Source organism: Leclercia sp. AS011 (genome assembly GCF_037152535.1).
GTDB lineage: Bacteria > Pseudomonadota > Gammaproteobacteria > Enterobacterales > Enterobacteriaceae > Enterobacter.
Window position 1 is genome coordinate 2,322,641 of record NZ_JBBCMA010000001.1, and the last position, 23,070, is coordinate 2,345,710.

19 protein-coding genes are annotated in these 23,070 nt (G+C 60.9%); 14 read left to right on the forward strand and 5 right to left on the reverse strand.

Features of this window, described 5'->3' with window-relative positions:
• Positions 1 to 60: 60 nt before the first annotated feature.
• On the reverse strand, positions 61 to 1,305 hold the full coding sequence (gene entS, locus WFO70_RS11055; protein WP_337016105.1) for an enterobactin transporter EntS: 1,245 nt from the start codon (positions 1,303 to 1,305) through the stop codon (positions 61 to 63).
• A gap of 111 nt (positions 1,306 to 1,416) precedes the next feature.
• Here entS and fepD point away from each other — a divergent pair, with 111 nt between their 5' ends.
• Genes fepD through WFO70_RS11080 form a run of 5 tightly spaced genes read left to right on the forward strand, consistent with a single transcriptional unit; the run spans position 1,417 to position 5,705 of the window.
• Positions 1,417 to 2,421 carry a Fe(3+)-siderophore ABC transporter permease gene (gene fepD / locus WFO70_RS11060; protein ID WP_337016107.1) on the forward strand — a complete coding sequence of 335 codons (1,005 nt, stop codon included), beginning with the start codon at positions 1,417 to 1,419 and terminating at the stop codon, positions 2,419 to 2,421.
• Positions 2,421 to 3,410 carry an iron-enterobactin ABC transporter permease gene (gene fepG, locus WFO70_RS11065; RefSeq protein ID WP_337016660.1) on the forward strand — a complete coding sequence of 330 codons (990 nt, stop codon included), beginning with the start codon at positions 2,421 to 2,423 and terminating at the stop codon, positions 3,408 to 3,410. Before fepD ends, fepG begins: the two co-directional genes overlap by 1 nt.
• Entirely contained in the window at positions 3,407 to 4,201 is a 795-nt protein-coding gene (fepC, locus tag WFO70_RS11070; RefSeq protein ID WP_337016108.1) for an iron-enterobactin ABC transporter ATP-binding protein, read from the forward strand. Before fepG ends, fepC begins: the two co-directional genes overlap by 4 nt.
• 57 nt (positions 4,202 to 4,258) lie before the next feature.
• Positions 4,259 to 4,792, forward strand: coding sequence for a type IV toxin-antitoxin system AbiEi family antitoxin (gene abiEi, locus WFO70_RS11075; protein WP_337016109.1), 534 nt, complete (start codon positions 4,259 to 4,261; stop codon positions 4,790 to 4,792).
• The gene (locus WFO70_RS11080; RefSeq protein ID WP_337016110.1) at positions 4,785 to 5,705 is read left to right on the forward strand and encodes a nucleotidyl transferase AbiEii/AbiGii toxin family protein; all 921 of its coding nucleotides are present in this window, start codon (positions 4,785 to 4,787) and stop codon (positions 5,703 to 5,705) included. The genes abiEi and WFO70_RS11080 overlap by 8 nt, the downstream gene beginning before the upstream one ends.
• A gap of 55 nt (positions 5,706 to 5,760) precedes the next feature.
• Here the strand turns inward: WFO70_RS11080 and entF are convergent, their stop codons facing one another.
• Genes entF through fes form a run of 3 tightly spaced genes read right to left on the reverse strand, consistent with a single transcriptional unit; the run spans position 5,761 to position 11,047 of the window.
• Complete coding sequence (entF, locus tag WFO70_RS11085; RefSeq protein WP_337016111.1) at positions 5,761 to 9,621, reverse strand: enterobactin non-ribosomal peptide synthetase EntF; 3,861 nt, start codon at positions 9,619 to 9,621, stop codon at positions 5,761 to 5,763.
• Positions 9,618 to 9,830: an MbtH family protein gene (locus WFO70_RS11090; protein WP_337016112.1), complete on the reverse strand. Its 213-nt coding sequence runs from the start codon at positions 9,828 to 9,830 to the stop codon at positions 9,618 to 9,620. The genes entF and WFO70_RS11090 overlap by 4 nt, the downstream gene beginning before the upstream one ends.
• A gap of 14 nt (positions 9,831 to 9,844) precedes the next feature.
• Positions 9,845 to 11,047, reverse strand: coding sequence for an enterochelin esterase (fes, locus tag WFO70_RS11095; RefSeq protein WP_337016113.1), 1,203 nt, complete (start codon positions 11,045 to 11,047; stop codon positions 9,845 to 9,847).
• Positions 11,048 to 11,217: 170 nt separating this feature from the next.
• Here fes and WFO70_RS11100 point away from each other — a divergent pair, with 170 nt between their 5' ends.
• From WFO70_RS11100 to WFO70_RS11125, 6 genes are all read left to right on the forward strand, one after another.
• The gene (locus WFO70_RS11100) at positions 11,218 to 13,458 is read left to right on the forward strand and encodes a TonB-dependent siderophore receptor (RefSeq protein WP_337016115.1); all 2,241 of its coding nucleotides are present in this window, start codon (positions 11,218 to 11,220) and stop codon (positions 13,456 to 13,458) included.
• A gap of 88 nt (positions 13,459 to 13,546) precedes the next feature.
• Positions 13,547 to 14,191 carry an enterobactin synthase subunit EntD gene (gene entD / locus WFO70_RS11105; RefSeq protein ID WP_337016116.1) on the forward strand — a complete coding sequence of 215 codons (645 nt, stop codon included), beginning with the start codon at positions 13,547 to 13,549 and terminating at the stop codon, positions 14,189 to 14,191.
• A 135-nt stretch (positions 14,192 to 14,326) separates the two neighbouring features.
• Positions 14,327 to 15,268, forward strand: a complete 942-nt coding sequence (locus WFO70_RS11110; RefSeq protein ID WP_142488581.1) for a D-ribose ABC transporter substrate-binding protein — start codon at positions 14,327 to 14,329, stop codon at positions 15,266 to 15,268.
• Between the two features lie 11 nt (positions 15,269 to 15,279).
• Complete coding sequence (locus tag WFO70_RS11115) at positions 15,280 to 15,888, forward strand: DUF2291 family protein (protein ID WP_337016118.1); 609 nt, start codon at positions 15,280 to 15,282, stop codon at positions 15,886 to 15,888.
• Positions 15,888 to 17,414 carry a sugar ABC transporter ATP-binding protein gene (locus WFO70_RS11120; protein WP_337016661.1) on the forward strand — a complete coding sequence of 509 codons (1,527 nt, stop codon included), beginning with the start codon at positions 15,888 to 15,890 and terminating at the stop codon, positions 17,412 to 17,414. The genes WFO70_RS11115 and WFO70_RS11120 overlap by 1 nt, the downstream gene beginning before the upstream one ends.
• A gap of 1 nt (position 17,415) precedes the next feature.
• A complete protein-coding gene (locus tag WFO70_RS11125; protein ID WP_337016119.1) occupies positions 17,416 to 18,504 on the forward strand; it encodes an ABC transporter permease in 1,089 nt (362 codons plus the stop codon).
• 84 nt (positions 18,505 to 18,588) lie between these two features.
• Here WFO70_RS11125 and WFO70_RS11130 read toward each other — a convergent pair whose 3' ends face one another.
• Positions 18,589 to 19,539 carry a sugar-binding transcriptional regulator gene (locus WFO70_RS11130; protein ID WP_337016120.1) on the reverse strand — a complete coding sequence of 317 codons (951 nt, stop codon included), beginning with the start codon at positions 19,537 to 19,539 and terminating at the stop codon, positions 18,589 to 18,591.
• A 295-nt stretch (positions 19,540 to 19,834) separates the two neighbouring features.
• On the opposite strand from WFO70_RS11130, the gene WFO70_RS11135 reads away from it, so the two are divergent.
• From WFO70_RS11135 to WFO70_RS11145, 3 genes are read left to right on the forward strand one after another with little or no spacing between them, the layout of a single operon-like run.
• A complete protein-coding gene (locus tag WFO70_RS11135) occupies positions 19,835 to 20,665 on the forward strand; it encodes a transketolase (RefSeq protein WP_337016122.1) in 831 nt (276 codons plus the stop codon).
• Positions 20,658 to 21,608: a transketolase family protein gene (locus WFO70_RS11140; RefSeq protein ID WP_337016124.1), complete on the forward strand. Its 951-nt coding sequence runs from the start codon at positions 20,658 to 20,660 to the stop codon at positions 21,606 to 21,608. The genes WFO70_RS11135 and WFO70_RS11140 overlap by 8 nt, the downstream gene beginning before the upstream one ends.
• Before the next feature lie 33 nt (positions 21,609 to 21,641).
• The gene (locus WFO70_RS11145) at positions 21,642 to 23,060 is read left to right on the forward strand and encodes an L-fucose/L-arabinose isomerase family protein (RefSeq protein ID WP_337016126.1); all 1,419 of its coding nucleotides are present in this window, start codon (positions 21,642 to 21,644) and stop codon (positions 23,058 to 23,060) included.
• The last annotated feature ends 10 nt before the right edge of the window (positions 23,061 to 23,070 follow it).

Consider the following 23,070-nt stretch of genomic DNA (forward strand, 5'->3'; position numbering starts at 1 on the left):
GCCGCCGGGCGCTTTTGCCGGGTGGCGGCTACGCCTTACCCGGCCTACAAAACCCAACCATTATACTTCTTCAATAACTGTCGGCTCCTGCCGGAACCGGCGCAACTCCGCCAGGCCCACCAGCAGTATCGCCCCCACCATCGCCAGCACAAATCCGCTGCTGCTGGCCGAGGCCACCGGGGTCATTATCACCCCCAGCCCGCCGAGAATGGCCGCGCCAATCGCATCCCCCGTCACGTTCTGCGCCGTCCACAGGCCGTTAATGCGACCGAGCATCGCTTCCGGGGTCTGGGTCTGGATCAGGGTGTACTGCAGCAGGGAGCTGATCGCGCTCAGCCAGCCGAACAGCGCGAGGCAGATCGCCCCCAGCGCCCAGACCGGCATCAGGCTGAAGAAACCGATCGCAATAAACGAGGCCAGGGTCGCCAGCAGCATCATCAGCCCCGGACGGGCACTCTGCGCCAGGTTGCCGCTGGTCAGCGCGCCAAAGGCCGCCCCCAGCGGGATGGCGGCATACAGCAGGCCAATCTGCGACGCGCTCATCTGCCACTCCATCGCCAGCGCCGGATAGAGCACCCGCACCGCGCTCGCCATCGTCAGCAGCCCGCCCAGCAGGGCGATGCCGCCAATCAGCGGATTGCTGAACAAAAAGCGGATCGCCGCCAGCAGCGACTTAAGCGGATGCTCACGCGGCTGCGGCGGAGGCGGCAGCAGCGGCAGGCGCAGCAGGGTTAAAGTGGTAATAAAGGTGCCTGCCGCCGCCAGGCCATAGTTCCAGGCGACATTGCCGGTGCCGAGCAGCAGGCCGCCGACCATCGGCGAGATCACCGATCCCAGGCGCACGGTGAGCATGGTGATGGCGCCTGCCTGCATCAGGTTTTCGCGCCCCACCAGCGCGGGTGTCGCCGCCAGCAGCGCCGTCACCCCTAACGAGGCAAAAAAGCCGTCCCACAGGCCGAGGGCATAGATGGCGATCAACGACGGCTCCGGCAGCATCGCGTTCAGACACAGACCGATAAAACCCACCCCGCAGGTGCCACGCGCCAGCAGGATCAGCTTTTTACGCTCGTAGCGATCCGCCAGCACCCCGCCCACCATCAGCCCGATAAACATCGCCCCGCCGGTCAGGGTGACAGAGAGCCCCACCAGCCAGCTGGAGTGGGTCATCGTCTGGATTTGCACCGGTACGGCCACGCCGAGCAGGCCAAGGGATAAAATGGAGATAAAACGGGCAATAAAAACAGCACGAAACGCCGGATGAGTCTTCAGCAGGCTCAGATTGAGCAGCCAGGATTGTCGGGTCATTACAAAGCCTTAATGGTTTCTTTTGTACCAATTCCATGGCCGCACATGCTAACATAGCTAAATAAGATAGATAACGATAATTACTATCATTATCAAATCATGGATGTTGCTATGTCGTACTCCTCTTCCGCGTCACGCGCCCTTGCCGTGCCCGGTTTACTGCTGCTGCTCACCGTTGCCGTCGCCCTCAGCCTGTCGGTGGGTGCGAAACCGCTGCCGTTTTCCATGGTGGTGGATGCCCTCACCGCCACCTGTCAAAGCGCCGACTGCACCATCGTGCGGGATGCCCGCCTGCCGCGCACCCTCGCCGGACTGCTGGCCGGTGCCGCCCTCGGCCTTGCCGGGGCGCTGATGCAGACCCTGACCCGCAATCCGCTGGCCGACCCGGGCATACTCGGGGTTAACGCCGGAGCCAGCTTCGCCATCGTGCTGGGCGCGGCGCTGTTTGGCTTCTCCACTCCTGGCGAACAGCTGGTGATGGCCCTGTGCGGTGCCTTTGCTGCCTCGCTGCTGGTGGCCTTTACCGGCAGCCAGGGCGGGGGCCAGCTCAGCCCGGTGCGCCTGACGCTGGCGGGCGTGGCGCTGGGCGCGGTGCTGGATGGCGTCTCCAACGGCATCGCCCTGCTCAACCCGGACGTTTATGACCAGCTGCGCTTCTGGCAGGCAGGCTCGCTGGATATCCGCACCCTGCAAACGTTACAGGTGGTGAGCGTGCCAGTGCTGATCGCCGCCGCCGTGGCGCTGCTGTTAAGCCGGGCGCTCAACAGCCTGAGCCTTGGCAGCGATACCGCTACCGCCCTCGGCAGCCGCGTGGCGCGCACCCAGTTGACCGGACTCCTGACCATCACCGTCCTGTGCGGCAGCGCCACGGCGGTGGTAGGCCCTATCGCCTTTATCGGCCTGATGATGCCGCACATGGCGCGCTGGCTGGTGGGGGCCGATCACCGCTGGTCCCTGCCGGTGACCCTGCTCGCCACCCCTGCCCTGCTGCTGTTTGCCGATATCCTTGGCCGTCTGCTGGTGCCCGGCGAGCTGCGGGTGTCGGTGGTCAGTGCCTTTATCGGCGCGCCGGTGCTGATATTCCTGGTGCGCCGCAGACGCGGAGGTGCCCTGTGATGGCCCCATCCCGTCGTTTAGTTCTTAGCTGCCTGGTGCTGATGCTGGTCAGCCTCGGCGTGGCCCTGTTCAGCCTGCGCAGCGGGGCGGTGACGCTCGATTTCGCCCAGGTCTTCAACGCCCTCACCGGCAGCGCGCCGCGCAATATCACCCTGGTGGTCACCGAATGGCGTTTACCGCGGGTGATGATGGCCCTGCTGGTCGGCGCAGCGCTCGGGATCAGCGGCGCAATTTTCCAGTCGCTGATGCGCAACCCGCTGGGCAGTCCGGACGTGATGGGCTTTAACACCGGAGCCTGGAGCGGCGTACTGGTGGCGATGGTACTGTTTGGTCAGCACCTGACGGCCATTACCCTGGCGGCAATGGCGGGGGGCATTCTCACCTCGCTGATCGTCTGGGCGCTGGCCTGGCGCGACGGCATTGAAACCTTCCGCCTGATTATCATTGGCATCGGGATGCGCGCCATGCTGATGGCCTTTAACACCTGGCTGCTGCTGCAGGCCTCGCTGGAGACCTCGCTCTCTGCCGGGCTGTGGTTCGCCGGATCGCTCAACGGCCTGACCTGGGCCAAAACCCTGCCCGCCGCCCCGCTGATCCTGCTGATGTTTGTCTGCGCCTTGCTGCTGGTGAAGCGCATGCGTCTGCTGGAGATGGGCGACGACAGCGCCTGCGCGCTGGGGGTGAGCGTTGAGCGGTCGCGGCTGATGCTGATGCTGGTGGCGGTAGTCTTAACCGCCGCCGCCACCGCCATTGCCGGGCCGATCTCCTTTATTGCACTGGTGGCCCCGCACATCGCCCGCCGTCTGAGCGGCACCGCCCGCTGGGGGTTAACCCAGTCGGCGCTGTGCGGGTCCCTGCTGCTGCTGGCGGCGGATCTCTGCGCCCAGCAGCTGTTTATGCCGTATCAACTTCCGGTGGGTGTAGTGACCGTCAGTCTCGGCGGCATCTACCTTATCGTCTTGCTTGTTCAGGAGTCCCGCAAGAAATGAGTGCCAATCTGACCCGCTTGCGCGGCGAAAATCTGACCCTTGGCTACGGCAAAAAAACCGTGGCCGAGGATCTGCATGTAGCGATCCCCGACGGCCACTTCACCGCCATTATCGGCCCTAACGGCTGCGGGAAATCGACCCTGCTGCGCACCCTGAGCCGCCTGATGACGCCGCTGCACGGGAATGTGTTTCTCGACGGAGAGCAGATCCAGCGCTATGCCAGCAAAGAGGTGGCGCGCCGGATCGGGCTGCTGGCGCAAAACGCCACCACGCCAGGGGATATCACGGTGCAAGAGCTGGTAGCGCGCGGACGCTATCCGCACCAGCCGCTGTTTACCCGCTGGCGCAAAGAAGATGAAGCGGCGGTCGCCAGCGCGATGCAGGCCACCGGGATTACTGACCTGGCGGCGCAGAGCGTGGACACCCTCTCCGGCGGGCAGCGCCAGCGGGCATGGATTGCGATGGTGCTGGCCCAGGAGACCTCGATCATGCTGCTGGATGAGCCGACCACCTGGCTGGATATCAGCCATCAGATCGACCTGCTGGAGCTGCTGAGCGATCTGAACCGCACTCAGGGCTTTACCCTGGCGGCGGTGCTGCACGACCTGAATCAGGCCTGCCGCTATGCCACCCATTTGATTGCCCTGCGCGACGGGAAGATTGTGGCCGAGGGGGCACCGAAAGAGATTGTCACCCCGGAGTTGATCGAGCGGATCTACGGCATGCGCTGCATGATTATTGACGATCCGGTGGCAGGCACGCCGCTGGTGGTGCCGCTGGGACGGCGATAAAAAATTTATCTCTACATAAAATACATGTTAATGTGTCTTTTTTGTAGAGATATTGCCGTGGATAAACTCACAGCTATTACGACATTGGATAAATTCAGCAGGCACGGACGCTATGTTTTCCATTTAAACGATCTGAAATACCTGTTTTCTGAGGAGTCAGAGCGTTCGTTGAAAGCCTCTCTTAAGCGTCTTATCGAAGCAAACATCCTGACCCGCGCCGTACAGGGGGTTTACGTTTACAACCGCGCGCCAAAAGATAGCTTTATCCTCGAACATATCACCCGAACCGTGCGCCGGGGCGAATACAACTATGTCAGCCTCGAGTCTGCCCTCTCACAATATGGCGTCATCTCTCAAATCCCGATAGACAGGCTGACGGTAATGACGACCGGAAGAGCGGGTGAATTTAAAACCCCCTGGGGCGTTATCGAGTTAACGCACACTAACCGCTCGATAAGCGATATTCTGAACAGCACGGTAGAAACAACAGCCCCGATTAAGTTCGCCAAAAAAGAGACTGCGTTGCGCGATCTACGTCGTGTTGGACGCAATATACATTTAATTGATACACAGGAGGTGGATCATGGCTAAACGGGTAGAGTTTGAAGTACTGGTGGAGGAAGCACTTCGACAGACAGAGCTGGCAAACCTACGACCGGTTGTCGAAAAGGAGTTGCTGCATTATGACGTGCTTTTTTGTCTTTCCGAGGCAGGTTTACTTAAATCATTAACTTTCCAGGGCGGTACATCTTTACGCCTCTGCTATAACGCTAATCGGTTCAGTGAAGATCTTGATTTTGCGGGGGGCTCAGATTTTTGCGCCACAGATGTAGCCCAGATCAAAAACTGCATTGAAGCGTATCTTGGGGAACGATACGGGCTGGAAGTTAGCGTCAAAGAACCCAATGAATTATGCGCCGAGCCTGAGTATGCTGAAATCAAAATCGATAAGTGGCAGATTTCAGTGGCCACCGCGCCGGAGCGCAAAGACCTCCCCAGACAGCGTATCAAGATTGAAATCGCCAATATCCCTGCTTATACCCATTCGTACCGACAGTTAGTGCGTAATTACACCGTGTTACCTGACGGCTATAGCGATACCCTCATCAGAGTCGAATCACTCGATGAGATCATGGCGGATAAACTGGTCTCCCTGCCTGCAACCATCCATCGAATCCGATATCGTGATATGTGGGATTTGCTCTGGCTAAAACAGCAAGGCGCAAAAATGAATGCCGCTCTGGTGAGTCAAAAACTCACTGACTACAAAATTGAAAACTTTGCGCAAATGATTCAGACCAGAATTGACTCTCTTCCTGCAATCATAGCCGAAGGGCATTTCTATAATGAAATGAAGCGCTTTATTCCTTCAGCGGTCTATGAAACCAGTCTGGGGAGAGAAGGCTTTGCATCGTTTTTACTGGATAGCCTGAGCGATTTATTAAACCAGCTCAGAACAGAACTCTATGCAAAAAAAGATAACGCTGCGTTATTCAAATTATAAACAGACCCGCATTTTCCTGTAGGCCCGGCAAGCGCAGCGCCGCCGGGCGTTTTCACTACCCCAATATCCCCTTCAACACCGGGCCGATCGTCTCAAACGCCTGCGGGGAGATGATGTCCACATGGGCACAGTCCTGAGAGTAGACCTCCAGCTCCCCGACCCATGGCGCCCAGGCCTGGTGCGGATCCATCGTTCGCGTGCGCTCGGCGACAAACAGCGTCGCTTTGCCGTCAAACGTCGCACTGCGCGCCGTGGTCAGCAGACGCACCGCATCGGCGTAGTTACCCTCGATCGCGCTGAACAGCTCCCCGGAAGCGTGCCCCTGCTGGGCGGCAAGAAACGCCTGACGCTCGCGCTCGATCTCCGCTAACACCTCAGGATCGAGGCCATTAGCCTCTTTTTCGCGCCAGTTTTGCGTCTCCGGCGGCCAGGTATCCAGCAGGCCGAGGAAGGCGACGGCTTCTCCCTGCGCGCGCAGGCGGGCGGCGATGCCCTGGGCCAGGGTGCCGCCCAATGAATAACCGAACAGATGATAAGGCCCGTGCGGCTGTTGGGCGCGCAGCGTCGCCAGATGCCGGTCGATCACCTCATCCAGCGTGGCGCACTGCTGCATCGGCCCCGGTCGCGGCGACTGGATACCGGTGATCGACCAGCGCGGATCGAGGTAACGGGCCAGGACGCTGAACTGCCAGGCAAATCCGGAGGCCGGATGGAAGCAGAACAGCGTCGGGCCCTGGCTTTCACGCAGGGGTAATATCGTCTCGAAGCCCAGACGTCGGGCCTGCTCGTCGCTGATATCGGATGCCAGCAGCGCGCTCAGCTTGCCCACCGTCGAGGCCACCATCACCTGCCCGGGGGTAACCTGGCGGGCAAAGTGGCGGCTCAGGCTGGCGGCAAGGCGCATCGCCAGCAGCGAGTGTCCCCCGAGGGCGAAGAAATCTGCCTCGATGTCGTTGATCTCGCAGCCCAGCAGGGCAGAAAACGCTGCGGCAACCGCCTGCTCCGTATCGCTTTCCGGGGCCCGGCCCTGGGTTTTGCCCCTCAGTTCCGGCATTGGGAGCGCCTTGCGATCCAGCTTGCCGTTGGCGCTGAGCGGCAGAGCGCTTAACTGTAATAACACCACCGGTACCATATGCGGCGGCAACTGGGTTTTCAGGGCCGCCAGCAGGCAATCGCGATCCAGCGGCAGGCCGGACTCCGAAACCACGTAGCCCACCAGCTGACGGGCATCGCCGCCGGTGTCTGCGGCCTGGTTGATGACGCAGGCGTGGGTTACCGCCTGGGCCACGTCCGGCAGGGTCAGCATCGCCCGGTCGATTTCCCCCAGCTCAATGCGCTGGCCGCGGATTTTCAGCTGATCGTCGCTGCGGCCTAAATACTCCACAGCGCCGTTATCCAGCCAGCGGGCCACGTCTCCGGTGCGGTACATGCGCTCCCCCGGGGCAAACGGGTCGGCGATAAAGCGGCTGGCGGTCAGGTCCGGGCGGCCCAGGTAGCCCTGCGCCAGCTGGATGCCGGTGAGATAGAGGTCTCCCGCCACGCCGAAGGGTACCGGGCGCATCATCGCATCCAGAATGCGCAGGCCGGTATTCCACACCGGGAAGCCGATCGGCACGCTGTTGCCTTCAACCGCTGCCAGCTCCGAGCCATACGCCGGATACCAGCTGACGTCCACCGCCGCTTCGGTCGGGCCATACAGGTTATGCAGCGGCACCTGGGTCAGCTGCTCCCACTCCCGGCACAGGGCGGTAGGCAGGGCTTCGCCGCTGCAGAACACCTGTTTCAGGCTGGCGCAGCAGGCGGCGTTTTCCGCGGTCAGCGAGGCGACAAAGGCTGCCAGCATCGAGGGGACAAAGTGGGTGGTGGTGACGCGGTATCTGGCAAAGAACGCCTGCATCGCCTGCGGATCGCGGTGCGCTTCCGGCTCGGCCATCACCAGCTTCGCTCCGGCGATAAACGGCCACCAGAACTCCCATACCGAGACGTCAAAGCTGCACGGCGTTTTTTGCGCCACCACGTCCGCAGCGGTGAGCGGGTAGTGGTTTTGCATCCACAGCAGCCGGTTGACAATGGCGGTCTGGCCGACCATCACCCCTTTCGGCCGTCCTGTCGAGCCGGAGGTAAAGATGATATAGGCGGTCTGTTCCGGGGCGCTGAGGTTGAGCGGTGCGCTGCCCTCAGCCCTGAATAGTGTGTTGTAACTAAATATCGCCACATCGCTGAAGCGTGGGCGCTGGTCCTCGGTGGTGATGAGCAGTGACGGCTTCGCATCCTCGATCATCATCTGCAGACGATCGTCAGGATAGCCGGTGTCCAGCGGCAGCCACGCGGCCCCCGCCTCGACGATGGCGTGCAGGGCCAGGGTCAGGAACACCGAACGCGGTAGCGCCACCGCCACGCTGTCGCCAGGCTTCACGCCCCGGGCGCGGAGCTGGTTCGCCAGGGCGACCACCTGCTCGCGCATCTGGCGGTAGGTCAGTTCATTATGCGCATCGGCCAGCGCCGGGGCGTCCGGGGTTTTCGCCGCCTGCTCCGCCACCAGCGCGCTCAGGGTGGTGAGCGGCAGAGGAACCGCGGTCTGGTTAACCTTTTCCAGCTGCTGATATTCGGCGGCAGAGACCGTTTCGGCCTCGCCGCAGCGCAGGTCGATATTGCCGGCAAACTGCGCCAGCAGCCCATGGAGGCGCTCGACGTGGCGCACCAGGGTGGCCTCATCGTAACGCTGCTTGTTGGCGAGGATCTCAATGCTCAGGCCGCCCTGCTCGTCCGGGAACAGCGCCATCTCGAGATCGTTGACCGGGCCGGTGGCGAGGGTATGCGTCACAGCCTCAACGCCATCAATATCCAGCTGATAGTCGAAGACCTTAACGTTAAATACCGGGCCAAAGAGCGCTTCGTCACAGGCGGCGCGCCCGCTGTCGCGGACGATCTGCTCCGCGTCATACCGCTGATGGCGGCGCATTTTCTTCAGCTGTCCGGCCAGGCGCTGGGCCAGCTCCGGCAGCGTCTCCTGCGCCTTAATGTTCACCGCCAGCGGCAGCACGTTCAGCACCGGGCCGGTGGCGGTCAGCGCCGCAGAGCCCATCCGGCGCATAAAGATAAACCCGGCGGCATAGTCCATGCGGCCGGTCAGGCGGGCGAGCCACAGGGCCACCAGCGCCAGAGCGAGGTCGGTGCGCTGGCTCTGGCTGGCCGTTGCCAGACGGCTGAAGACCTGACGATCGGCGGTCAGCTTCAGGCGCAGAATGTCGGTCGTCGCGGCCCGGCCCGGCAGCGGCGCGTTGGAGAGCGATACCGGCGGCGGAAGCTGCCTGCGCTGTTCAGCCCAGAAGGCTCCGTCACGGGTCCAGGCCTCGCTGTCACGGTAGCCCTGGTACTCCTCCACCACCTCAGCAAAGGGGGTAAACGGCGAATCCGGCGCGTCATCGCCGCTGGACCAGGCGCGATAGATGGCGGCGATCTGGCGGGTAATGGCCGGGAAGCTGAAGCCATCCACCACCAAGTGGTGATAGCGCTGATACCAGTACCAGCGGTTGTCCGCCACCTGAAGCAGGAGGTGGAAGGCCAGCGGCTGACCGCTGTCGACGCGCAGGTTCTGGTTAAGATCGGCCTGCATCCGCGCCTGGGCTGCGGCATGCGGATCGGCGTGGGCGCGCAGGTCAATAATCTGCGGCTCCGGCAGGGTCAGGGTGTCGTCCACCCACTGTAAAATCTCGCCGTTGTCTTCGGTAAAGCGCGTGCGCAGCGTATCGGCCTGCATCATGCCCGCCACCACCGCTTTCGCCAGCAGCGGGGCGTCAACCGGGCCGGTCAGCTCGACGTAGTGAGCCACGCTCCAGGCGTTGGGCAGGTCAGAAAGCTGTTCCGCCATCCAGATCCCCGGCTGGGCGGCCACGAGTGGGAGTTGTGCGCTCATGGGTTCACCTGTGCAAAATGGGCCGGGGTCAGGGTTTGCCAGCGGGCGGCAAGCCACGCCTGACAGGCGTCCTGCGTTTGCGGCTCGCACACCACGCGCCAGCCCTCGGGCAAGGCACACTGCTGGGGCCACAGGCTGTACTGCTGCTGCGCGTTTTGCACAATGGCGAACAGACCCTGCGGATCGTCGAAGGGGTTACTGAATTCCATACCAGACTCCGTGATTAAATAATCGGCTGCCAGAGAGTCATCAGCCCCTGCGTCAGCCCTCCCCGCCAGCAAAGTGCATCATGTCCGCCATCCACCGGACGCCAGACGACCGGCTGCTGCTGGTGCTGTAGCTCGGCATACAGCGCCTGGCAGGCGCGGTAGATCAGCGGTTCCCGTCGCCCCGCCTCAAGGACGATGCGCAGTCCCTTCGCCGACAGCTGCTGGTTTTTAAGCTGTTCAAGGATCATGCCCTCCTGCTTGCCCCCGCGATGCGGCCACCAGAAGGAGCCCGACTGGCTGAGCACGCAGCCAAAACGCTCGGGCCAGTGCAGCCCGGCATAGAGGGCGGACAGCCCGCCAAAGCTCTGCCCGGCGACCACCGTGCGGTCGGCACGATCGCTGAACGGGGCCAGGTTATGCACCTGCGGGAGGAGCTCCTCCTGCAAGGCCTGCCAGAAGTCGGGGTTGCAGGGCAGCTCGCGGCTGCGGTGGGCGGTATCGATGACGTCAATCAGCAGGTAAACGGCGGGCGGCAGTTGCTTTTGGTCGGTGAGCGCCGTCAGCGCGGGCCAGACCGGCATGCTTTCGGCCCAGAACTGGCCGTCGAGCAGCACCGCCAGCGGGCGCTCATGAGGGGCTTCTTCGCCAGTGGTGAAGATCCACACCCGGCGGGTGTTGCCGAGACGGGCGCTCTTCCAGGAGATAATCTGTGGAGGACGAAACGGGGTATTGAGCCGATCCCAGCCGGGCTGAAGCGGTGCCTCGGGCATCTCCAGCGCCGAAACCGGGTGACCGCGACCGCCGCGCCAGTGCTGTGGATTTAGCGGATCGGCAACGGCGTGCGGCAGCAGCTTGCGCCAGCCTTCGCGCAGGGCCATGCGGTCCGGCGGATCGGTAGCAAACACCGTCTCGCTGAAGTCGTCTTCGTGAGCAGAGGGGATAAAACAGTAGCTGCCGCGCCAGTTTGGGCTGAACTCGCCCTGCCACTGCCAGACGTCGGTTCCGGCGATGCGCGCCAGCGTCTGCGGGCGGGCGTTATGATGGTGATCGGTCACGCCGGTGATGTAGAGCCACACCCTTTTTAGCGGCGAGGCGTGCTCCGTTCCGGCCGGATCGCGCCACCAGAATGTGACCCGATAATGATCCCCTTCCCGCACCCATTCCGGCCCCTGTTTCGACTGCCACCAGGCGTCACTTCCCGTTTCGAGCGTCGTCACCGATATAACCCCATGACCTGTTCGGTTTTTTTGATAACAGATAAACAATATCGATAATATTATTGATAACTATTTTCATTTGCAATAGCGTATGGGCGCGCTGTGGGAAGCGCGACCATTAAATAACCACGCCATGCGCTGGCATATGGCATCGAAAAGCAGGACACACAATGAATAATAAACGTCACTCACTGGCCTTACTGGTCAACCTCGGGATTTACGGTATGGCTCTGCCTGCGATGGCAGCCGGGACCGCCACTCACGAAGACACCATGGTGATCACCGCCGCCGAGCAGAACCTGCAGGCCCCCGGTGTCTCCACCATCACCGCGGATGAGATCCGCAAAAACCCGGCAGCACGCGATGTGTCAGAGATCATCCGCACCATGCCGGGCGTCAACCTCACCGGTAACTCCACCAGCGGCCAGCGCGGCAACAATCGCCAGATCGATATCCGCGGCATGGGCCCGGAAAACACCCTGATCCTGATCGACGGTAAGCCGGTCACCAGCCGTAACTCTATCCGTCTGGGCTGGCGCGGCGAGCGTGACACCCGCGGCGATACCGGCTGGGTGCCGCCGGAGATGATCGAGCGCATCGAGGTGATCCGTGGCCCGGCAGCGGCGCGTTACGGCAACGGCGCGGCGGGCGGCGTGGTGAACATCATCACCAAAAAAGTGAGTAACGAGTGGCACGGCTCCTGGAACACCTATCTGAATGCCCCTGAACACGATGAAGAGGGCTCCACCAAACGCACCAACTTCAGCCTGAATGGCCCGCTGGGCGGAGATTTCAGCTTCCGCCTGTACGGCAACCTGGATAAAACCCAGGCCGATGCCTGGGACATCAACCAGGGGCATCAGTCTGAGCGCACCGGCGCCTACGCCGATACCCTGCCAGCCGGGCGCGAAGGGGTGGAGAATAAAGACGTCAACGGCGTGCTGCGCTGGGACTTTGCCCCGATGCAGGCCCTGCAGTTTGAAGCCGGTTACAGCCGTCAGAACAACCTCTACGCGGGCGATACCCAGAACACCAACAACGACAACAGCAGCAACGGGCTGGTGAAGAAGAACTACGGCAAAGAGACCAACCGTCTCTATCGCCAGAACTTCGCGGTCACCTGGACCGGCGGCTGGGATAACGGCATCACCACCAACAACTGGGCGCAGTACGAACATACCCGTAACTCCCGTCTGGGCGAAGGGCTGGCGGGCGGTCTGGAAGGGCTGTTCAACAGCAATAAGTTCACCGATACCGACCTGTCCGACGTGATGCTGCACAGCGAGATCAGCCTGCCAATCGACTTTATCGTCAACCAGAACCTGACCCTGGGCACCGAATGGGATCAGCAGCGGATGAAGGATATGTCCTCCAACGGCCAGGCCCTGCAGGGCGGCACCATTCCGGGCGTGAGCGACAGCCGCAGTCCGTACTCTGATGCCGAGATCTTCTCCCTGTTCGCCGAAAACAACATGGAGCTGACCGACAGCACCATGCTGACCCCGGCGCTGCGCTTCGATCACCACTCCATCGTGGGCAACAACTGGAGCCCGTCCCTGAACCTGTCGCAAGGTCTGGGAGATGACTTTACCCTGAAGATGGGCATCGCCCGGGCCTATAAAGCCCCGAGCCTGTACCAGACCAACCCGAACTACCTGCTCTACAGCAAGGGCCAGGGCTGCTACGCGAGTGCGGATGGCGTCGGCTGCTATATGCTGGGTAACGAGGATCTGAAAGCCGAGACCAGCATCAACAAAGAGATCGGCCTGGAGTGGAAACGCGACGGCTGGCTGGCGGGCGTGACCTGGTTCCGTAACGACTACCGCGACAAGATTGAAGCGGGCTATGCCCCGGTGGGTCAGACCTCCCTCGGCAAGACCAAAACGGATATCTACCAGTGGGAAAACGTGCCGAAAGCGGTAGTGGAAGGGCTGGAAGGCACCCTGAACGTGCCGGTCAGCGACACCATCAACTGGACCAACAACATCACCTACATGCTGCAAAGCAAGAACAAGGAGACCGGCGACCGTCTGTCGATCATCCCGGAGTACACGCTGAACTCCACCCTGAGCTGGCAGGTCCAGCAGGATGTCTCCCTGCAGTCGACCTTCACCTGGTACGGCAAGCAGCAGCCGAAGAAGTACAACTACAAAGGGCAGCCAGCGACCGGTTCTGAGCTGGACGAAGTGAGTCCGTACAGCATCGTTGGCCTGAGCGCGACCTGGGACGTGACCAAATACGTCAGCCTGACCGGCGGCGTGGATAACGTCTTCGATAAACGCCAGTGGCGTGCGGGGAATGCCCAGACCACCGGCAATACCACCACCGGGGCCTATATGTATGGCGCGGGTGCCTATACCTATAACGAGCCGGGCCGCACCTGGTATATGAGTGTGAATACCCAGTTCTGATAAGGTCTTACCCCTCTCCCTTAAGGGAGAGGGAACCGGCCGGTGCATGTGCTACCATAAAAGCCCTTTTATCCGCGGTGAGAAGAACATGCGCACTCTCCACACAACGTTTCTTCTGGCCGGACATACCGTTCACCGCATCACCTTCGATCCTGCGAGCTTTACCGAGGCCGATCTACTTTGGCTGCCGCATCATCAGCAACTGACTGAAGCCGGGCGCAAGCGCAAAGCCGATCACCTGGCCGGGCGCATCGCCGCGTTTCACGCAGTAAACCGCAAAACTATCCCCGGTATCGGCAGTAGCGGCGAGCCGCTGTGGTCTGCGGAGGTGAGCGGCAGTATTTCCCATAGCGGCACCCAGGCTGTTGCCATCTGCAATGAAAAGGGTCTGGTAGGTATCGATTGTGAAGCCATCATCGACGAACGTGAAGCCCGTGAAATCCAGGATGGCGTAATTGATGCCCGGGAAGCTCAGGTGCTGGCTGCGTGCGGCCTGCCCTTCGATCTGGCCTTCACCCTCACCTTCAGCGCCAAAGAGAGTCTGTTCAAAGCCCTGTTCCCCCGGGTGCAGGCGTGGATGGGCTTTGAGAGTGCACGCGTAACGGCACTTACTGCCGATACCCTGACCTTAACCCTCACCTGCCCTCTCCCGCCCTTCGCACAAAATCAGGCATTTACCCTTCACTGGTGCCGCCTCGACAGCCTGATCATCACCCTTATCTGTGAAGCATAACGCCTCAGGATCGTGATCCTTTTCTCCTTTTAAACAAATTAGCTGCCTGAACCGTAGACAGTTTAATCAGGCAGACTTATCGTTACATTGAATAATAAATCATTATTGAATAAATATTCAATGTGGAGAAAAAGAATGAACACGACCTTTGTTAAATCCGCTCTACTGGCCTCAATGATCGCCGCGTCCGGCTCCCTGTTTGCCGCCGATAACGGACTCATTGCGATTATTACCCCCTCACACGACAACCCGTTCTTCAAGGCAGAAGCCGACGGCGCGGCGGCGAAGGCGAAAGAGCTGGGGTATACCACCCTTGTCGCCTCCCATGACGATGACGTGAACAAACAAAACCAGCTGATTGAGACCGCTATCGCCCGTAAAGCGAAAGCGATCATTCTGGATAACGCCGGGGCGGATGCCACCGTCGGTCCGCTGGAGAAGGCCAAAGCGGCAGGCGTCCCTGCTTTCCTGATTGATCGTGAAATCAACAAAACCGGCGTGGCGGTGGCGCAGATTGTCTCGAACAACTATCAGGGGGCGCAGCTGGGTGCGGAGAAGTTCGCGAAGCTGCTGGACGGCAAAGGCAAATACGTTGAGCTGCTGGGTCGTCCGTCGGACACCAACGCCCACGTGCGTTCCCAGGGCTACCACGACGTGCTGGATGACTACCCGGATATGAAGATGGTGGCACAGCAGACCGCCAACTGGAGCCAGACCGAAGCCTTCACCCGTATGGAAGCCATCCTGCAAACCAACCCGGATATCGTCGGGGTGATCTCCGGTAACGACACCATGGCGCTGGGTGCCGAAGCGGCGCTAAAGGCTGCCGGGAAAAACAACGTGATTGTGGTCGGCTTTGACGGCAGCGATTACACCCGCGACTCGATCCTGAAAAAGGGCAACATTAAAGCCACGGTTCTGCAGCCGGGCTGGGAACAAGCGCAGATGGCCGTTGAGCAGGCGGACTACTACCTGAAAAACGGTAAAGCGCAAAAAGACGAGAAACAGCTGATGGACTGCGTGCTGATCGATGAGTCCAACGCCAGCAAGCTGAATGTGTTCAACCTCAGCAAATAAGCGGAGGCAGTATGCGGTTAAACCAATGGGGCGTCGCGCTGACAGGCGTCGCCGCCCTGTTGCTGACGGCCTGCACCGTGGTGGATCTGGATGAGAACGGCAAACCGATTATGCCTGCCGATCCCAACGCCAAAGCGAGCTTTGACAACCAGACCCCACAGCAGATCGCGCAACAAACCTGGCAGCCACGGATCCTCGATGCCGCCAAAAGCCATGCGCTGGACGCCAGCGCCCTCTCCACCCAGCTGAAAACGCCCTCTGAAAATGCGCAGAGTGTGTTCGTGCGCCTCAGCGGCAAAGTGGAGCGCGTGGAGGCCAGCAACGCCAACGAGCAGAAACTGGTGATGACGGTGAACGGCCAGCCGCTGGCCATTCAGGTCGGGCCGGTGATGCGCGGCAACGCCATCCGCGACGCGGCGGGCTTCCGCTTCGATGAATTTACCAACCAGGTCCAGTACGCCCAGCTCTCCCGGGCGTTAAACCGCGAGGCGGTGAAGCATCTGCCGAAAGTGGATGACAGCTGGAGCGGTAAAAATGCCACCCTGCTATTCGCCACCACCCTGACGGGCGGCAAGGTGGGGGATGCAGCAGCGCTGGACCTGAAACAGGAGACGCCGTGATGAATGATAGCCCGGCAGAGGACATTATCCTCAGCACCCGCGGGATCTCGATGCTGTTTCCCGGCACCGTGGCGCTGGATAAGGTCGATTACCGCGTCTGGCGCGGCAAAGTGAACGTCATTATCGGTGAGAACGGCGCCGGGAAATCGACGCTGATGAAAATCCTCGCCGGGGTGCAGCAGCCCAGCCTCGGCGAGATGTGGCTCAACGGCAAACAGGTGACGTTCTCCAGCACCCGGGACGCCGCCGCCCACGGCATCGGCATGGTGCATCAGGAGCTGAACCTGTTTGAAAACCTCAGCGTGGCGGAGAACGTCTTTCTTGGCCGCGAGCTGCAAAAAGGGGTAACGCCGATTAACGAGGCGGAGCAAGAGTCCCGCACCGCGGCGCTGCTGAAACGCCTCGATCAGCCTCTCTCCCCACGCGAGCTGGTGGGTAACCTGAAGGTCGGGCAGCAGCAGCTGATTGAGATCGCCAAGGCGCTGGCCGAGGACGCCGACATTCTGATCCTCGACGAGCCCACCTCGGCGCTGAGTAAAACCGAGGTGGAGATCCTGTTTCGGGTGATCCGCGAGCTGACCCGCCAGGGGGTGACCATCATCTATATCTCCCACCGGCTGGAAGAGCTGATGGCGATAGGCGATGTGATCACCATCCTGCGCGACGGCAAATTCCAGGCCGAGGCGAAGGTGCAGGATATCGACGTGCCCTGGATCGTGCGCGAGATGCTCGGCAGCGATCCGGTGAGCAACTTTCTCGAGCCGGGCCGCACCTTCGGCGCGCCGGTACTGGAGGCGGAACATATTACCTGCGTCAATGCCGCGGGCAATACGGTGGTTAACGACGTCAGCTTTCGGGTGAACGCCGGGGAGATCGTCGGCATCTACGGCCTGATGGGTGCCGGGCGCACCGAGCTGTTCGAGTGCATGCTCGGCACCGAGCGCAACTATCTGGGCAAGCTGTGGCTCGACAGCAAACCGGTCCCGCAGCGGCTCACCACCGCCGAACGCATCCGCATGGGGATGAGCCTGGTGCCGGAGGACCGCAAGCGCACCGGGATATTTCCAGGGTCGTCGGTGGCCAACAACCTGACCATCGCCAGCCTGTGGCGTCGTCTGCAGCGCGGTTTCACCATCGCCCGGAAAGCGGAGCAGGCGGTGGTAGCCAGCACCATCGGCAATCTGTCGATCAAGGTCTCGACCCCGGAGGTGGAGATCCAGGCGCTCAGCGGCGGCAATCAGCAAAAGGTGGTGATTGGCCGCTCGCTGCTGACCAACCCGAAGGTGCTGTTCCTCGATGAACCGACGCGCGGCATTGACGTGGGTGCCAAAGCGGACGTGTTCCGCATGATGGTGCAGCTGTCGCAGCAGGGGATCGCGGTGGTGTTCTCCACCTCGGATTTGAAAGAGATTATGGCGGTATCGGACCGCATTCTGGTGATGTCCGGCGGCAAACTGACCGCCGATATTGTTCGCGATCGGGCCGACGAATCGGCGCTGGTCACCGCAAGTGCTCAGGGGTTCTAAGATGAAAACGACACAGTCTGTCGCGCTGACGCCGCAAAAAGGGGCCGCGCCTTCCCGGGAAAAATTACTTCTGCTGCTGCTGAAGATGCGCACCTTTATTGCGCTGTTTCTGATTGTCGGCTTTTTCACCATGACCGTGCCGGGCTTTCTCTCCGCCGGCAGCCTGGTGATCATGATTAAGCATATCGCCATTAACGCCTTCCTGGCGCTGGGGATCACCTTTGTGATCATCACCGCCGGGATCGACCTGTCAATCGGTGCCACCCTGGGGCTATGCGGGATGATCGCCGGGTGGATGATCACCAAGGGGATCGTGCTGCCGATGTTTGGCATTGCTATCTTCCCGAGCGTGTGGGTGATTGTGCCCATTGTGCTGCTGATTGGTGCGCTCATAGGCGCGATGAATGGCTGGATCATCACCCGCTATAACGTCGCTCCCTTTATTTGCACTCTCGGCACCATGTACGTGCTGCGCGGCGGGGCGATGCTCACCTCCGACGGCCAGACCTTCCCGGGCCTGTCCGGCAACCCGCAGCTGGGCAACACCGGTTTCGATGAGATTGGTGCCGGGACGCTGCTCGGCATCCCGTGGGCCATCTGGATGATGATCGTCCTGGCGCTGGTGATCGCTTACATCGCCCGCCGCCTGCCGTTTGGCCGCCACGTCTACGCCATCGGCGATAACGAACGCGCCGCCGAACTCTCCGGGGTGCGGGTCAAGCAGGTAAAAGTGCTGGTCTATACCCTGTCGGGGTTCTGCGCCGCCATCGCCGGGATTGTGGTCTCCGCCCAGCTGCTGGCGAGCCATCCGGCCAACGGCACCGCGTTTGAGATGAACGCTATCGCCGCAGTGGTGCTGGGCGGCACCTCGCTGGCCGGGGGGCGCGGCACCATTCTCGGCACTCTGATTGGCGCCTTCGTGATCGGCTTTTTGGCCGACGGTCTGGTGATGATGGGGGTCAGCGAGTTCTGGCAGATGGTGATCAAAGGGATCGTGATTATCGTGGCGGTGATCATCGATCAGATGCAAAACCGCATGCAGCAAAAAGCGGCCGTGGTGGCGCAAAAGGCGGTGATGGAAGGGAAGTAGCGGTAGTCATGCCGGGTGGCGGCTTCGCCTTACCCGGCCTACAAAACCCTGTAGGCCCGGCAAGCGCAGCGCCGCCGGGCAAAACTACGCTTTCAATAAACTCCGTGCCGTCGGGTAATCGGTGATCAGCACGTCGATATACTTCCCGACCAGCGCCCCGTGGATGGCATTACGTTTCTCTGCCCCGCCCGCCAGGGCAATCACCTGCGGACAGGCGCGGATCTGTGCCAGCTCCATGCCAATCACCGGATCCTCTTCCGGGCTCAGCACCGGCTCGCCGTTGGCATCATAGTAATGCAGGCAAATATCCCCTACCGCCCCGCGTTCAGCCAGCAGTTTGAGCATATCTTCGTTGTAGTAGTTACCGGAGTTTTTCAGCAGCTGCGACGGCTCCAGCTCGCCGATGCCGACAATCGCCACGTCCACTTCGGCAAATTTGCCCACCACTGCCGCCACGTCTGGGCTGCTCACCAGCCGGGCGCGCTCCTCCACCGAGTGCTCAATGCTCTGGGAAGGCAGCAGCCCTGCCGGGCAGCCGAGGTGCGCCGCCAGCTGCTGGGTGAGGATGGTCGCCTGCACGTTGCCGTTGGGGCCGACGCCGCCTAACAGCTGGATCACCCCGGCGGCGCGGATATTCTGCGGGTGCATCTCATCCACCATGCAGCGGATGGTGCTGCTCCAGGAGGAGATCCCGACCAGGTCTTCCGGGCGCAGGCGGGTTTCGACATAGTGCGCCGCCGCGCTGCCGATGGCGTGCTTGATCTGGGCGCTGGAGGGCTCCTCCCCCACGTCCACCACGATGGCCTGGCGGATGCCGTACTGCTCTTCCAGCGCCTTTTCCAGCGAGACAAAAATGTTGGTCGGCTGGACGACGGTGATTTTTACCAGCCCCTCTTTCTGGCAGCGCGTCAGCGCCCGGGACACAAAAGATTGCGAGAGGTGCAGCAGAGAGGCAATCTCGGACTGCTTTTTATTCTCGCTGTAGTAAAGTGTCGCGATCTTGACCAGTAATCGCTGTTCATCCTGCTTCGACATAACGTTCCCCTTAATCGGCTGCCGTTATTTTTATTCATCACTGAATATTTAACAAGCAAGCGCCGATCCGATCCGCCAGACAAATGTGATCCTTTTCTCTTTTCTTCGAAATTTGCCTGCGCAAAGCGTAGACAAACCCGTGCACCGGGCATATCTTACTATCATGAATAATAAATCAGCATTGAATATATATTCAAAGCGGTCATAAATCCCTGCTCTGACAGCGAGAACAGGGAAATAACTTACCCGGCTGGAATAATTATTCACAACAGATTATAAATTCAGGAGGTATGTTATGAATCCGTTTTCGCTCTCCATCGCGGAGCTTGAAACCCGGGCGCGCTCGATTCGTCGCCGGATCATCGTGCTGAATGCCGAAAGCCCGGCGGGTGGCCATACCGGTGCCGATCTCTCGCAGGTCGAACTGCTGACCGCCCTCTACTTTCGCATTCTGAACTGCTCCCCGCAGCTGAAGGAGAGCGATGAGCGCGACATCTATATCCAGTCGAAAGGCCACGCGGTGGGCGGGTATTACTGCGTGCTGGCCGAGGCCGGGTTTATCCCCGTCGAGTGGCTCTCCACCTATCAGCATGCCGATTCTCACCTGCCGGGCCATCCGGTGAAACATAAAACTCCGGGCATTGAACTGAACACCGGCGCGCTGGGCCATGGTCTGCCGGTGGCGGTGGGGATCGCCCTCGCCGCGAAACGCAACAACAGCAAGCGCCGGGTGTTTGTGGTCACCGGCGACGGTGAGCTGGCGGAAGGCAGCAACTGGGAAGCCGCGCTGGTGGCCGCCCACTATCAGCTGGATAACCTGTTTATTATCAACGACAAAAATAACCTTCAGCTGGCGGGCTCTACCAAAGAGATCCTCAATACCGACCCGCTGGATGCGAAATGGAAAGCCTTCGGCCTGGAAGTGACCGGCTGCAACGGCAACGACATGGCGGATGTGGTCGCCACGCTCGAAGGACTGCAGCCCAACGGCAAGCCCCATGTGGTGATCGCCCATACCACCAAAGGCGCGGGGATCTCGTTTATTCAGGGACGGCCGGAATGGCACCACCGGGTGCCGAAAGGGGAAGAAATTGAACTGGCGCTGGAGGAACTGAAAGATGAGTAATAGCGAACACCTCGCCACGGTGATGGTTAATGCCTTTATTGATGCCGTCGATCGCGGCGTGGATCTGGTCCCGGTGGTGGCAGACTCCACCTCCACGGCGAAAATCGCCCCCTTTATGCAACGTTTTCCGGGTCGGCTGGTCAACGTCGGCATCGCCGAGCAGACGCTGGTGGGTGCCGCGGCCGGGCTGGCGATTGGCGGCAAGATCGCCGTCACCTGTAACGCCGCGCCGTTTTTGATATCCCGCGCTAACGAGCAGATCAAAGTCGACGTCTGCTACAACAACACCAACGTCAAGCTGTTCGGCCTGAACGCGGGGGCCAGCTACGGCCCGCTCGCCAGCACCCACCACAGCATCGACGATATCGCCATCATGCGCGGCTTCGGCAATATCGAAATTTACGCCCCGTCGAGCCCCAACGAGTGCCGCCAGATCATCGACTACGCCCTCGACCACGTGGGCCCGGTCTATATCCGCCTCGACGGGAAAAACCTGCCGGAACTGCATGACGAAAGCTATCGCTTTGCCCCGGGCAACATTGACGTTCTGCGTACCGGCCATGACGTGGCGCTGGTGGCGATGGGATCAACGGTACATGAAATAGTGGAAGCCGCCGCACAACTCGCGGAAGAAGGTATTGACGCCACTGTTATCAGCGTTCCATCTATTCGTCCCTGTAATACCCAACAGCTGCTGGCGGCCATCGCCCCCTGCAAGGCGGTGGTGAGCGTCGAGGAGCATAACGTCAACGGCGGCGTCGGCAGCCTGGTAGCGGAAGTGCTGGCCGAAGCCGGATGCGCCGTGCCGCTGAAACGTCTGGGGATCCCGGATGGACAATACGCGATAGCCGCCGACAGAGCGTCAACGCGGGCACGTCATGAGATTGATGTCGCTGGGGTGGTGAAACACGCCCGGGAAATGGTGACGCGACAGGTTTGCTGAAAATAACAACAACATCTTACTGGAGAAAAAGCAATGTCCCGAATTCCTCAACAACTGACGATGGGCGTGGTCATCGGCAACCGCGGGTTTTTCCCGAGCTATCTGGTGGCAGAGGCGCGCGAGCAGGCCATCGCCCTGTTTGGCCGCCTCGGTATCAACACCATCATGCTCGATCCGAGCCAGACCGAACTCGGCGGCGTCGAAACCCGTCAGGATGCCAAAGCCTGTGCCGAGCTGTTTCGCGCCCATCGGGATCGCATTCATGGCGTGGTGGTGCTGCTGCCCAACTTCGGCGATGAAAAAGCCATCGCCGAAACCCTGCGTCTCTCCGGCCTGAACGTGCCGGTGCTGGTTCAGGCCGAGGAAGATAACCTCGATAAAATGGGGCTCGCCACCCGCCGCGACAGCTTCTGCGGCAAGATCTCCCTGTGCAACAACCTGCGTCAGTATGGCATTCCCTTTACCCTCACCACCCAGCACGTCTGCGCCCTCACCGGCGAGGTGTTTGCGCAGGATCTGCGGCGCTTCGAGCAGGTGTGCCGCGTGGTGAGCAGCATGCGCGGGGTGCGCGTGGGGGCGATCGGTGCCCGTCCGGCGGGCTTCAACACCGTGCGCTACAGCGAGAAGCTGCTGGAAAGACTGGGCATTGCCGTGGAAACCCTCGACCTGTCCGAAGTCTTTACCCGGATTAAAACCCTGCGCGATGACGATATTCGCGTGGATGAAAAGCGCCGGATCCTGATCGACAACGCCGACGCCAGCCGCATTCCGGCGGATAAACTGGTGACCATGGCGAAGCTGTTTGTGGTGATCAGCGAGTGGGTGGTCGCCAACGACATCGACACCACCGCCATTCAGTGCTGGACCTCCCTGCAGGAGAACCTCGGGATTAACGTCTGCTCGATCATGAGCGTGATGTCCGGCCAGCTGATGCCGAGCGCCTGTGAAGTGGACGTGATGGGAGCGCTCTCCATGTTCGCCCTGGCGAGCAGCAATATGAATCCCGCCTCGATTGCCGACTGGAACAACAACTTCGGCGACGATCGCGACAAATGCGTCCTGTTCCACTGCGGTAACTTCGCCGCCTCCAGCCTTGAGTCTCCGCACATGGGCACCGCCGACATCATCGGCACCACGGTGGGGAAAGAGAACACCTGCGGCGCGGTCCACGGTCGTCTGAAAAGCGGGCCGCTGACCTACTTCCGCCTGAGCACCGACGATCTGACCGGCGAGATCAAAGCCTACGTGGGCCAGGGCCAGTCGGTGGACGATCCGCTGGATACCGTGGGCTGCCGGGCGGTGATCCAGGTTCCGCATCTGGAGAACCTGCTGAACTGGATCTGCCGCAACGGCTTTGAGCATCACGTGGCGATGAACCACTCCGCCAGCGCGGAGATCCTGCATGAGGCCTTTACCCGCTACCTCGGCGTCTCAACCTATCTCCATCGTTAAGCCAGGAGGC

Excerpts from the sequence above, each read along its gene's own strand:
- WFO70_RS11140 (WP_337016124.1), top strand. The coding sequence starts at position 20,658 with ATGAGTAATAGCGAACACCTCGCCACGGTGATGGTTAATGCCTTTATT.
- entS (WP_337016105.1), bottom strand. The coding sequence starts at position 1,305 with ATGACCCGACAATCCTGGCTGCTCAATCTGAGCCTGCTGAAGACTCAT.
- WFO70_RS11130 (WP_337016120.1), bottom strand. The coding sequence starts at position 19,539 with ATGTCGAAGCAGGATGAACAGCGATTACTGGTCAAGATCGCGACACTT.
- WFO70_RS11100 (WP_337016115.1), top strand. The coding sequence starts at position 11,218 with ATGAATAATAAACGTCACTCACTGGCCTTACTGGTCAACCTCGGGATT.
- WFO70_RS11145 (WP_337016126.1), top strand. The coding sequence starts at position 21,642 with ATGTCCCGAATTCCTCAACAACTGACGATGGGCGTGGTCATCGGCAAC.
- entF (WP_337016111.1), bottom strand. The coding sequence starts at position 9,621 with ATGAGCGCACAACTCCCACTCGTGGCCGCCCAGCCGGGGATCTGGATG.
- entD (WP_337016116.1), top strand. The coding sequence starts at position 13,547 with ATGCGCACTCTCCACACAACGTTTCTTCTGGCCGGACATACCGTTCAC.
- WFO70_RS11115 (WP_337016118.1), top strand. The coding sequence starts at position 15,280 with ATGCGGTTAAACCAATGGGGCGTCGCGCTGACAGGCGTCGCCGCCCTG.
- WFO70_RS11135 (WP_337016122.1), top strand. The coding sequence starts at position 19,835 with ATGAATCCGTTTTCGCTCTCCATCGCGGAGCTTGAAACCCGGGCGCGC.
- WFO70_RS11120 (WP_337016661.1), top strand. The coding sequence starts at position 15,888 with ATGAATGATAGCCCGGCAGAGGACATTATCCTCAGCACCCGCGGGATC.
- WFO70_RS11080 (WP_337016110.1), top strand. The coding sequence starts at position 4,785 with ATGGCTAAACGGGTAGAGTTTGAAGTACTGGTGGAGGAAGCACTTCGA.
- fepG (WP_337016660.1), top strand. The coding sequence starts at position 2,421 with ATGGCCCCATCCCGTCGTTTAGTTCTTAGCTGCCTGGTGCTGATGCTG.
- WFO70_RS11110 (WP_142488581.1), top strand. The coding sequence starts at position 14,327 with ATGAACACGACCTTTGTTAAATCCGCTCTACTGGCCTCAATGATCGCC.
- WFO70_RS11125 (WP_337016119.1), top strand. The coding sequence starts at position 17,416 with ATGAAAACGACACAGTCTGTCGCGCTGACGCCGCAAAAAGGGGCCGCG.
- fepD (WP_337016107.1), top strand. The coding sequence starts at position 1,417 with ATGTCGTACTCCTCTTCCGCGTCACGCGCCCTTGCCGTGCCCGGTTTA.
- fepC (WP_337016108.1), top strand. The coding sequence starts at position 3,407 with ATGAGTGCCAATCTGACCCGCTTGCGCGGCGAAAATCTGACCCTTGGC.
- WFO70_RS11090 (WP_337016112.1), bottom strand. The coding sequence starts at position 9,830 with ATGGAATTCAGTAACCCCTTCGACGATCCGCAGGGTCTGTTCGCCATT.